The sequence below is a fragment of the Xenorhabdus miraniensis genome (genome assembly GCF_002632615.1).
Map to the genome: position 1 here is coordinate 25,182 of NZ_NITZ01000031.1, position 2,978 is coordinate 28,159.

At 54.3% G+C, this 2,978-nt stretch carries 1 rRNA gene; it reads left to right on the forward strand.

Annotation, left to right across the window (positions count from 1 at the left end):
• Positions 1 to 47 precede the first annotated feature (47 nt).
• Positions 48 to 2,955 (forward strand): 23S ribosomal RNA (locus Xmir_RS36350).
• The last annotated feature ends 23 nt before the right edge of the window (positions 2,956 to 2,978 follow it).

Below are 2,978 nucleotides of genomic sequence, written 5' to 3' on the forward strand. Positions count from 1 at the left end.
TGATGAGTCTCTCAACCCTGCAATCTGAAGACACCTTCGGGTTGTGAGGTTAAGCGAATAAGCGTACACGGTGGATGCCTAGGCAGTCAGAGGCGATGAAGGGCGTGCTAATCTGCGAAAAGCGCCGGTCAGGTGATAGGAACCGCAATACCCGGCGATACCCGAATGGGGAAACCCAGTGCAATCCGTTGCACTATCATTCACTGAATCCATAGGTGAATGAGGCGAACCGGGGGAACTGAAACATCTCAGTACCCCGAGGAAAAGAAATCAACCGAGATTCCCCCAGTAGCGGCGAGCGAACGGGGAACAGCCCAGAGCCAGCATCAGCATCAGCGCCAGGAGAACGGTCTGGAAAGGCCGGCAGTAAAGGGTGATAGCCCCGTATCCGAAGACGCTGGTATTGTGAGCTCGAAGAGTAGGGCGGGACACGTGGTATCCTGTCTGAATAGGGGGGGACCATCCTCCAAGGCTAAATACTCCTGACTGACCGATAGTGAACCAGTACCGTGAGGGAAAGGCGAAAAGAACCCCGGCGAGGGGAGTGAAAGAGAACCTGAAACCGTGTACGTACAAGCAGTGGGAGCACCCTTTGCGGGTGTGACTGCGTACCTTTTGTATAATGGGTCAGCGACTTATATTCTGTAGCAAGGTTAACCGTTTAGGGGAGCCGCAGGGAAACCGAGTCTTAACTGGGCGTTAAGTTGCAGGGTATAGACCCGAAACCCGGTGATCTAGCCATGGGCAGGTTGAAGGTTGGGTAACACTAACTGGAGGACCGAACCGACTAATGTTGAAAAATTAGCGGATGACTTGTGGCTGGGGGTGAAAGGCCAATCAAACCGGGAGATAGCTGGTTCTCCCCGAAAGCTATTTAGGTAGCGCCTCGTGAACTCATCTTCGGGGGTAGAGCACTGTTTCGGCTAGGGGGTCATCCCGACTTACCAACCCGATGCAAACTGCGAATACCGGAGAATGTTATCACGGGAGACACACGGCGGGTGCTAACGTCCGTCGTGAAGAGGGAAACAACCCAGACCGCCAGCTAAGGTCCCCAAGTCATGGTTAAGTGGGAAACGAAGTGGGAAGGCTCAGACAGCCAGGATGTTGGCTTAGAAGCAGCCATCATTTAAAGAAAGCGTAATAGCTCACTGGTCGAGTCGGCCTGCGCGGAAGATGTAACGGGGCTAAACCATGCACCGAAGCTGCGGCAGCGGCACGAATGTGTTGTTGGGTAGGGGAGCGTTCTGTAAGCCTGCGAAGGTGTGCCGTGAGGCATGCTGGAGGTATCAGAAGTGCGAATGCTGACATAAGTAACGATAAAGCGGGTGAAAAACCCGCTCGCCGGAAGACCAAGGGTTCCTGTCCAACGTTAATCGGGGCAGGGTGAGTCGACCCCTAAGGCGAGGCCGACAGGCGTAGTCGATGGGAAACAGGTTAATATTCCTGTACTCGGTGTTACTGCGAAGGGGGGACGGAGAAGGCTAGGCCAGCCGGGCGACGGTCGTCCCGGTTTAAGCGTGTAGGTGTGTGCTCCTGGCAAATCCGGAGTACTGCAACACTGAGGCGTAATGACGAGGCACTACGGTGCTGAAGTGGTTGATGCCCTGCTTCCAGGAAAAGCCTCTAAGCACCAGGTAACACTGAATCGTACCCCAAACCGACACAGGTGGTCAGGTAGAGAATACTCAGGCGCTTGAGAGAACTCGGGTGAAGGAACTAGGCAAAATGGTGCCGTAACTTCGGGAGAAGGCACGCTGGCATTAGGTGAAGAGACATGCGCTCGGAGCTGAAGCCAGTCGCAGATACCAGCTGGCTGCAACTGTTTAATAAAAACACAGCACTGTGCAAACACGAAAGTGGACGTATACGGTGTGACGCCTGCCCGGTGCTGGAAGGTTAATTGATGGGGTCAGCCGCAAGGCGAAGCTCTTGATCGAAGCCCCAGTAAACGGCGGCCGTAACTATAACGGTCCTAAGGTAGCGAAATTCCTTGTCGGGTAAGTTCCGACCTGCACGAATGGCGTAATGATGGCCAGGCTGTCTCCACCCGAGACTCAGTGAAATTGAACTCGCTGTGAAGATGCAGTGTACCCGCGGCAAGACGGAAAGACCCCGTGAACCTTTACTATAGCTTGACACTGAACCTTGAGCCTTGATGTGTAGGATAGGTGGGAGGCTTTGAAGTGTGGACGCCAGTCTGCATGGAGCCATCCTTGAAATACCACCCTTGAATGTTTGATGTTCTAACGTAGGCCCGTGACCCGGGCTGCGGACAGTGTCTGGTGGGTAGTTTGACTGGGGCGGTCTCCTCCCAAAGCGTAACGGAGGAGCACGAAGGTTAGCTAATCACGGTCGGACATCGTGAGGTTAGTGCAAAGGCATAAGCTGGCTTGACTGCGAGAGTGACGGCTCGAGCAGGTACGAAAGTAGGTCTTAGTGATCCGGTGGTTCTGCATGGAAGGGCCATCGCTCAACGGATAAAAGGTACTCCGGGGATAACAGGCTGATACCGCCCAAGAGTTCATATCGACGGCGGTGTTTGGCACCTCGATGTCGGCTCATCACATCCTGGGGCTGAAGTAGGTCCCAAGGGTATGGCTGTTCGCCATTTAAAGTGGTACGCGAGCTGGGTTTAGAACGTCGTGAGACAGTTCGGTCCCTATCTGCCGTGGGCGCTGGAAGATTGAAAGGGGCTGCTCCTAGTACGAGAGGACCGGAGTGGACGCACCACTGGTGTTCGGGTTGTCATGCCAATGGCATTGCCCGGTAGCTAAGTGCGGCAGAGATAACCGCTGAAAGCATCTAAGCGGGAAACTTGCCTTGAGATGAGTCTTCCCTTGTCCCTTGAGGACACTGAAGGAACGTCCGAGACGAGGACGTGGATAGGCTGGGTGTGTAAGCGTTGCGAGACGTTGAGCTAACCAGTACTAATGAACCGTGCGGCTTAACCTGACAACACCGAAGGTGTTTTGGGT